Raw genomic sequence first — 9,006 nt, 5'->3', positions numbered from 1 at the left:
CGTCATATTGCTGCTGTTTTTGCCCTTTACGTGGCGGCATAAGAAAATCCCCTCCGGTCAACAGTGTTGATCTCATCATACCATGAGGTCTTTTTTCACTGTCTACCATGAGGGGATAATACCACTTTCGCAGAGAATCTTCGTTTTTGTCATATAGCTGACACATTGGTTACGCAAAATTAGGAGAGAAGCTTACCTTGATCGTATCCGATACTACCGCTTCGCGCTTTTTCTCCTCTGGGCCTACGCGCTCTACATCTGCCCCAAGCGCCAGCAGTTTTTCCGTAAAGTTCACGTACCCACGGTCGATATGATGGAGAGCCGTAACCTCTGTCTCCCCCTCTGACACCAAGCCAGCCAGCACCAATGCGGCACCTGCGCGCAAATCAGTCGCTGCTACTTTGCTTCCGGTCAGCTTGGAGCCGCCTTCCACAATCGCACTGCGTCCTTCGATTTTGATATTGGCATTCATGCGGCGGAACTCTTCCACGTGCATGAAACGATTTTCAAAAACGGTTTCAGTCACGATGCTCGTTCCTTCTGAAACAAGCAAAAGCGCCATCATTTGCGACTGCATGTCAGTCGGGAAGCCTGGATACGGCAGCGTCTTGAGATCGACAGCCTTGAGCGGACCAGTCCGGCGAACGCGAATGCCGTTCTCCTGCTCGTCTACCTCTACGCCCATTTCCCGCAGCTTGGCAGTGACGGATTTCAGGTGATCGCAAATCGCGCCTTCCACAAAGACATCGCCACCCGTAATCGCTGCGGCTACCATGAACGTTCCCGCCTCGATCCGGTCAGGGATGACGCAATGCGTGCAGCCCTTCAGCTTTTCCACGCCTTCAATGCGAATAGAGCCAGTTCCCGCACCGCGGATTTTTGCGCCCATTCTGTTCAGGAAGTTGGCCAGGTCGACAATCTCCGGCTCCTCTGCCGCGTTTTCAATCACGGTCGTGCCTTCGGCCAAAGCAGCCGCCATCATGATATTTTCCGTTGCGCCGACGCTTGCGATATCGAGGTAGATTTTTGCCCCTTTCAATCGCCCGTCTGCTTTCGCTTCAATAAACCCTTGTCCGATCTCGATTTTGGCTCCCATAGCCTCAAACCCTTTTAGGTGCTGGTCGATCGGGCGGGTACCAATGGCACAACCACCTGGAAGAGCGACACGAGCCTGTCCTTTTCTTGCCAAAAGCGGCCCCATCACCAGGAAGGATGCACGCATTTTGCGGACCAGTTCATAGGATGCTTCCACGCTGGTGAGCTCGGAAGCATGGATTGTCAGCACTTCATGATCATATGTAAGGGAGATTCCCATCGATTTCAAGAGGTCGCATATCGTCCTGACGTCATCGAGAGCAGGTACATCCGAGATCACGCATGTTCCTTCTTCTGCCAGGATAGATGCTGCAATAATAGGGAGTACGGCATTTTTGGCGCCAGATACTTTCACATTACCGGCCAATGCCTTACCACCACGGACAATAATTTTATCCAATGTGTACCCCTCCGCGTGCTAATATTCCACTGTGATGATTGGCGTACCTACAGTGACCCATGTGCCAGCATTGCCACTGTCACGGTGTGTCGCCACTTGCAGATTCATCTTTTGCCCGTTTAACGCGATGAATGGCTCCCACAAAGGGGTATGTCCGGAAATACTGACAACCGTCTCATCTTGTAAACGTTCCAATTCTGTTGCCTGGAGGGTAGCAAAAATCGACATAATTTTACCCCCCTGTTGGTCAACACTCATCTTAACATTGTACAATCCGCGAATACAAGTGCTAATTTGCGGAATAAAGTCGGCATTTTTCAGGGCTTTCGCGAAGGTTTCTTGTATCTGCTCAATATATAGTAGGGATTCACGGCTTCCGGATAATTGCAGCACTAGATATGTGTCAAACGAACCATTTTTAGGAACGCCTGTCACCTCGTAGCGCACCGAAACGCCGTTTTGCGTGTATGTAGTCCGATACATAAGAACGTTGCTGTTCTGCGATTCCCCGTCAAGGGAAAGAGGGATCTCCAGCTTTTTTGCCCATGTCCGTGCCAACTCTTTGACTTCTTCCGGACGCAGCACTTCTCCCATTGCCACACGCGCGCGTACCTGGATGGATACGCCCGTTGCTCCTGAATCTTCGAGCGTTTGCATTAGCTTGCTCGCAACAGGTTTTGCTTCCGACGCCTGCGCAGGCATCCAGTACACAACACAAACTGCCAGCAATAGAGCAAGTACAAGCAGGCCAGACCATTTCCCCATTTAAATCCTCTCCCCATGTTTCATGGCTATCTCTTTGTACTTCTCATTTTGCACATGAAACTGGGTAGATATACCAGCAAACGCAATGAAGTTTGGTCAATCAGGAAAACAGGTTGCCGAAAGTCATGGACCAGCCCAAATAATCCAGGAAAAAGCGCGATACTTCGTAGCCGATCACGATCGACAAAAGAATTTGCAGCAGCTTGGCTTGCGCCCCCTGCGGATGCTTGACGATCTTTTCAAAGCGAAATGATTGCAGAGCCCACCAGGCGAGTGCAATGAATACAATCGACATGACGATGCTCAATACGCCGTACACTTCTTGCGGCATGGTTGTTCCTCCTCTTGCAAATCAGTAACCAAAAAAAGAAAAAGGGACAGCCCGAAAGCGAGCTATCCCTTCTATTGTACATGATGTAGCGTTCCGTTACGAGTATCACTGAAAGTTGGGAGGAAGCATGTTCCCAAAGTCAAACGACGGATTGAAATGAATCTGTACGTAATCGGTAACCAGACCCGGGAAGGCCCCGAAAAACACCGTCAAAAGAGCCAGGACGAAAACGAGAGTCCAGATGCCTTTTGGCACGGCGAGCGGCGCTTCGCTCGTCCCCGGACGCATGTACATCTGTCTGATAATCCCGAAGTAATAATAATAGGAAATGACGCTTGTGACGATCATGATCGCTGCCAGCCAGTAGTTTTCCTGGGCCAGAGCGCCCATGAACAGATAGAATTTCCCGAAGAATCCTGCGGTGACAGGAATGCCCGCCAGCGACAGCAGGAAAATGCTCATCGCAATCGCCATAATCGGCGAGCGGTGATACAAGCCTGCGAAGCCTTTGATCTCCTCTGTCCCTTGCTCGCGGGTGACAACCACGATGACCGCGAAGGCCCCGAAGCTGACGAGCAAATAGCCGAACAGGTAGAAAATCACTTCGCCGAAAAACAGCGTCGTCGGTGGCACGAACGGCACCAGCAAGTAACCCGCTTGCGCGATACCCGAGTAAGCCATCATGCGCTTGACGTTTGTTTGCCGCAGCGCCATCGTGTTACCGATAATCATCGAGGCTGCCGCCATCAGGCCGAGGTACAGGCTCCCTTCCTGGAAAAAGAAGCGGTTTGCCCCGTCGTTGACGTTAAAGAACGAGATCAGCAGGACGCGGAACAACAGCGAGAAGCCTGCCGCTTTTGATACGACCGCCAAAAACGCCGTGACTGGAGTCGGAGCGCCCTGGTACACATCCGGCGCCCACATGTGGTTGGGAGCCGCGGATATTTTAAAGGCAAGACCGACCGCCAAAAAGGCAAAGGCCATGTACACGAGGAACTGATAGCCGGCCATTCCGGCCTCTGCCAAGCGGAACGAGATTTCGTAAATATGCGTCGTTCCCGTCAGTCCGTACACGTACGACATCCCGAACAAGGTAACCGCTGTGGCGATTCCGCCCGAGACGACGTATTTGAAAGCCGACTCGTTCGACTGCAGCGACTTTTTCCGCAGGCCGACGAGCACATAGGACGACAGGGACAAAAGCTCAAGACCTACGAACAGCGTAATCAGATCGGCAGAGGACGCCATGACCATGGCCCCCAAAAGACCTGTCAGCATCAAATAATAGTACTCTCCCGTATGGGTAACCTCTCCCTTTTTCAAATACGAGAGAGAGATCAGGATCGCAAATGCCGTCCCGCCCAGGAAAAGCAGCTTGAACGCGTTGCCGTAGTCGTCAATGCGGATCATGTCCGCCATGTAGCTGTAGGGCTTGTCGAGCACATTGACGTTGACGAAGACAAAGACTGTCGCCAGCACTACCCCCACCAGGGACAGCCAGCCGATCACCTGCCTGCCAAGGCGCTTGCCCGCAAACAGGTCCAGGAGCGACAGAATCGTCGCAAATCCGAGAATGATAAATTCGGGCAGAAGGTAGCTCCAGTCATATGAGAAAATATCTATTACGTCCATGGATTACCCTCCTATTCCCGTTACGATCGGTACGATCGTTTTCAGGGCCTGCTGCATCGGATTGCCCAAAATAGCCGGGTACACCCCGATAAGAATAATGAAGCCGAGCAGCACGACCATCGGAATCACTTCCATTGGCTGTGCGTCCGCAAGACCCGTAAAACGGCTTGGCATAGGGCCAAATGTCGTCCGCAGGATCGCCCGTAGCAAATAAACGGATGTGAGCACGATTCCGAGAGCCCCGATCGCGGCCAACACTGGCATCCGGCCGAACAGCCCGAGGAAAGCGAAAAACTCACTGATAAACCCGGACATGCCTGGCAGTCCCAGCGACGCCATCCCGCCAGCCAGGAAAATCCCGCTGACAAACGGCATGGATTTGGCCAAGCCGCCGAGCTCGTCGATCATCGAAGTCTGCGTCCGGTCCCAAATGACGCCGATCAAGAAGAACAACAGCGCCGAAATAAAGCCGTGGGAAACGACCTGGAACATCGCTCCCTGAAAGCCGATCGAGTTCATCGCCGCAAAGCCAAGCAGTACGATCCCCATGTGGCTGATACTGGAATAGGCCAGAACCATCTTCAAATCTTTTTGCACAAAAGCGAGAACTGCTCCGTACAAAACGTTGATGATTCCCAAAACCGCCAGCCACGTCGAGAACTGATAGGCTTGCTCCGGGAAAAATCCGATGCCCATCCGCAAAAGTCCATAAGCCCCCATCTTCAGTAAAATGCCGGAGTGGATCATGACGATGGAAGGCGGAGCCTGTACGTGCACCTTCAACATCCACGTATGGAACGGGAATACCGGCAGCTTGATGGCAAAGGCTACAAATAGCGCCAGGAACAGCCCGAACCGGATCGCTGGCGTCAGCGCGGCAGTGACCGGATGCTCCGGTGTCGTCAGGATCGCGGAAATCTGATCGATATTCAGCGTCCGCATCACGACGAAAATCATGATGAAAGCCAGGAGCATGATGCCAGAGCCGATTCCGTTGTACAAAAGGAACTTGTTCGCCGCATGCTCCCGCTCGCCATAGCCCCAGATGCCGACGAGGAAGTACATCGGCACCAGCGTCAGCTCGAAGAAGATGAAGAACAAAAACAGGTTATCGGCGGCAAACACACCCAGCATCCCGATCAGCAGCAGGTGGAACAGGATGAAAAATTCCTTCAGCCGCTTTTTGATCTGCCAGGAAGCGACCGCTGCCATCGTGCCGATAATCGCTGTCAGCAAAATCAGCGGCATTGAGATGCCATCCACGCCCAGCTCGTAGTTGATTTCAAACGCAAAAACCGTCCCCGTCTGCGCAAGTCCGATCGGGATGGAAATCCAGTCGTGGCGCTCGACAAACTGAAGATTGGACGTATCGTAATTGAAAGCTCCAAACATCCAGAAGGCCAAAATCAGCGGCAGCAAGGTTCCCAGTACCCCCACCTGCTTGATTGCCCCGAATCGGCGGCTCGGGATGAAGGCGATGATAAGAATCGCCAGGAGCGGCGAAAACACCAGCGACGACAAAAGGATATTAGCGCCCGAATCCAAAGAGTCCACCTCCCTCGACCGTCAAACTGATGGCGATAATCAACAGCAGCAGACCGAACAGGACCATCGCCCCGTAAGACTGGATCTGACCGCTTTGCACTCGCGCATGCAGGGAGCCGATCCCTTGTGCAATCTTGGCTGTCAGCCCAACCAGGCCATCCACCACGTACTTGTCAAACCCGTTCAGGAAAATGCCCAGCCAGCCGAGCGGCCGCACAACGACATAGTGATACAACTCATCCACATAGTATTTTCGGTAAGAGAGTCGATAGAGCCACGGCAGCGTTTCGGGAATGCTGTCCGGGGAAATCGACTTTTTGCCGTACATGAAGTAGGCCAAAATGACTCCGAGCACCGAGATGAGCAGCGCCACGATTTGCAGCCAGGACGCCGCATGCTCTGTTCCCTCTCCAAAAATGCCTGTGATCGCCGTTCCCGTGCTCGTAGACAGGAGCCAGTCAGACAGCAGCGGAGCGTATGGCGTGTTCACAAAACCAGCCACAACCGCAAGCAGCGCCAAAATTAGCAGCGGACCAGTCATGACGCCTGGAGACTCGTGCGCTTCGTGCTTGCCTCTGGCCTTTCCGGCGAACGTGAGGAAAAACAATCGGAACATATAGAATGCGGTAAAGAAAGCTGCAACGAGCGCAATGACCAAAAGATCGTAGCGATGCGCCCCATACACAGCGCCCAATATCGCTTCCTTCGACCAGAATCCGGCGAACGGAAAAATCCCCGCGATTGCCAGACATCCGATCAAAAAGGTCAACGCCGTAACTGGCATTTTTTTCCACAAACCACCCATCTCGAAAACGTCCTGCGTATGTACAGCGTGGATTACGCTGCCCGCTCCGAGAAAGAGCAACGCTTTGAAAAAGGCGTGTGTCATCAGGTGGAACGATCCAGCCACATAACCGGCAGCTCCGGCGACGCCGAGCGCCATCATCATGTAGCCCAACTGGCTGACTGTCGAATACGCCAGCACGCGCTTGATGTCCCGCTGTGTCAAACCGATGGAAGCGGCAAAAATCGCCGTGATGCCGCCCACATAAGCCACCACCGTCAGCGCTGTTTCTGAGGCGATAAACAGTGGATAAGTAGCCGCCACCAGATACACGCCGGCAGCAACCATCGTCGCCGCGTGAATCAGGGCAGACACTGGCGTAGGACCTTCCATCGCGTCAGGCAGCCACGTATGCAGCGGGAACTGGCCTGATTTGCCCATCGCCCCGATAAAAATCAGAATCGCGGCAACGGTAATCATCCACGGCTCCAGCCGTCCGAGCGCCACACTCTCAAAAATCGCCCCGTACTCAAAGCTTCCTGTCCACCAGAACAACAGACAGATCCCGATGAACAGTCCCAGGTCGCCGATCCGCGTGACAATAAACGCTTTTTTGGCCGCAGCCTTCGCTTCCGGCTTGAAGTAGTAGTAGCCGACGAGCAGGAAGGAGCAGACACCGACCAGCTCCCAGAAAATGTACACTTGCAGCAGGTTCGGCGAAATCACCAGACCAAGCATGGAAAACGTGAACAGCGCCAGGTACTGGTAAAACACCGGAAAACGCTCGTCGCCGTGCATGTAGCCTTTGGAATAAATCTGAACCAGCAGGCTGACCAAGGTCACGATGACCAGCATCATTGCATTGAGCGGCGTTACCTCGAAGCCCATGTTGATGACAATGTCACCGACGTGCAGCCACTCTACCACGTAGTTGTAGTCTGCTCCCCCATCCCGGAATCTCTGCCAGAAGGCGAGCACTGCGATCCCGAAAGAAACAGCCGTCAGCCCGATGCCGACGATGGCCGCTCCTTCTTTCAACTGGCGACCAAATGAAACGATCACGATGAAAGCAAGAAGCGGAAACAGAGGGATCAGCCAGGCGTAGTGCAAAAAAGTATCCATCTTTGTCCTCCTTATCAGGTCTCCATCTATCGTTTCATTTGGTCCATTTCATCCACGTTGACCGTTTCTCTGTTGCGGTAGAGCGCGATCAGGATCGCCAGACCCACTGCGACCTCGGCTGCCGCCACCGTCATGGTGAACAGCGTGAAAATTTGTCCGGCTACAGCGGGATACAAGCCGTATTTGGAGAAGGCGATCAGGTTGATATTGACCGCATTCAGCATCAGCTCGATCGAGAGCAGCACGACAACCGCGTTGCGCTTTGTAAGCGCTCCGTACAATCCGACGCAAAACAGAATCAGCCCGACCATTAAATAGGAGGTGATGCTTACCGTCATTCGTTATCCCCCTCCTTTTTCGCCATGATGATCGCACCGACCAATGCGACCAGCAGCAGTACGGACAACAGCTCGAACGGAATGACGTACTTGGTGAATACTTCAAGCCCGATTTCTTTGGCGTTGCTCACAGGCGATGCGGTTGGCGGCGGCGGTGCCGGCCACGGCGTGTTTTGCACACCCCAGAACAACAGACCGAACAAGCCGACGACAAAGAGCAGGATAAAGCGATTTTTCCACGTCCGTCCGGTTCCTTCATCCTGGGCATCGTGCTTAGTCAGCATGATACCGAACAGCATCAGGATGGAAATAGCTCCAGAGTAGACCAGCACCTGTGCTACCCCTACGAACTCCGCACCGAGCAAAACGAACAGTCCGGCGATGCTGATAAACGTAATCCCGAGCGAGATCACCATGTGTACGACACGCGTAAAACTAATCATGAAAACTGCGCCGCCAATCGTCAGGAGAGACAGGATAAAAAAGGCCACAAATTCGCCAGTCATGCTAGTTCTCCTCCCTGACGTTCGTATTGTTGTCATCCAGCCATTTCAGGTTTTTGTACAATTCGTCTCTGCTGTAGGCAGCCAACTCGAAGTTGTTGGTCATCACAATCGCCTCGGTCGGGCACACCTCTGTACAGAGGTCGCACAGGATGCACAATTCGAAATTGATATCGTACGTATCAATAATTTTCCCCTTTTTCTCCGGGTCCGGATGGGGCTTCCCTGTCAGTTGGATGCACTCTGTCGGACAAATGCGCGCGCACTGGTTGCACACGATACATTTTTCCGGGGAAAAGTGCTGGACGCCGCGAAAACGTGGCGGCATGGGAAAGGGCACATCCGGGTAAAAATGGGTTATTTTTTTCTCCGTAAGCTTCTTAAATGTATATCCCAGGCCTTTGGCCAGTCCAAGCATGTATGTCACCCCTCAGATATTGAGAACTTGGCTTTCGCCTTGCCGATGGCGAAGCCTGCGCGTATAAACGTGG

The 9,006-nt window shown here is 53.1% G+C and carries 9 protein-coding genes; all 9 read right to left on the bottom strand.

Going from position 1 to position 9,006, the window contains the following annotated elements; all coding sequences use genetic code 11:
• Positions 1-169: 169 nt before the first annotated feature.
• The 9 genes from murA to nuoI all read right to left on the bottom strand — a co-directional run bounded on the left by murA (position 170) and on the right by nuoI (position 8,933).
• Entirely contained in the window at positions 170-1,495 is a 1,326-nt protein-coding gene (murA, locus tag AC27IT_RS16375; RefSeq protein WP_283858376.1) for a UDP-N-acetylglucosamine 1-carboxyvinyltransferase, read from the bottom strand.
• An 18-nt stretch (positions 1,496-1,513) separates the two neighbouring features.
• Positions 1,514-2,260 (bottom strand): YwmB family TATA-box binding protein, encoded by a 747-nt coding sequence (locus tag AC27IT_RS16370; RefSeq protein WP_005831795.1) that lies wholly within the window; start codon positions 2,258-2,260, stop codon positions 1,514-1,516.
• A gap of 100 nt (positions 2,261-2,360) precedes the next feature.
• Positions 2,361-2,591, bottom strand: coding sequence for a DUF1146 family protein (locus AC27IT_RS16365; protein WP_005831793.1), 231 nt, complete (start codon positions 2,589-2,591; stop codon positions 2,361-2,363).
• A 105-nt stretch (positions 2,592-2,696) separates the two neighbouring features.
• Positions 2,697-4,223 carry an NADH-quinone oxidoreductase subunit NuoN gene (nuoN, locus tag AC27IT_RS16360; RefSeq protein WP_487091913.1) on the bottom strand — a complete coding sequence of 509 codons (1,527 nt, stop codon included), beginning with the start codon at positions 4,221-4,223 and terminating at the stop codon, positions 2,697-2,699.
• A 3-nt stretch (positions 4,224-4,226) separates the two neighbouring features.
• Complete coding sequence (locus AC27IT_RS16355; protein ID WP_487091912.1) at positions 4,227-5,768, bottom strand: complex I subunit 4 family protein; 1,542 nt, start codon at positions 5,766-5,768, stop codon at positions 4,227-4,229.
• On the bottom strand, positions 5,752-7,674 hold the full coding sequence (nuoL, locus tag AC27IT_RS16350) for an NADH-quinone oxidoreductase subunit L (protein ID WP_005831785.1): 1,923 nt from the start codon (positions 7,672-7,674) through the stop codon (positions 5,752-5,754). Before nuoL ends, AC27IT_RS16355 begins: the two co-directional genes overlap by 17 nt.
• 26 nt (positions 7,675-7,700) lie before the next feature.
• Positions 7,701-8,012, bottom strand: coding sequence for an NADH-quinone oxidoreductase subunit NuoK (gene nuoK / locus AC27IT_RS16345; RefSeq protein WP_487091911.1), 312 nt, complete (start codon positions 8,010-8,012; stop codon positions 7,701-7,703).
• Complete coding sequence (locus tag AC27IT_RS16340; RefSeq protein WP_007778448.1) at positions 8,009-8,518, bottom strand: NADH-quinone oxidoreductase subunit J; 510 nt, start codon at positions 8,516-8,518, stop codon at positions 8,009-8,011. Before AC27IT_RS16340 ends, nuoK begins: the two co-directional genes overlap by 4 nt.
• 1 nt (position 8,519) lies before the next feature.
• A complete protein-coding gene (gene nuoI, locus AC27IT_RS16335; protein WP_005831780.1) occupies positions 8,520-8,933 on the bottom strand; it encodes an NADH-quinone oxidoreductase subunit NuoI in 414 nt (137 codons plus the stop codon).
• Positions 8,934-9,006 lie beyond the last annotated feature (73 nt).

Source organism: Brevibacillus sp. YAE8 (assembly GCF_057543335.1).
This window is presented reverse-complemented; position numbering and strand designations above follow the sequence as displayed.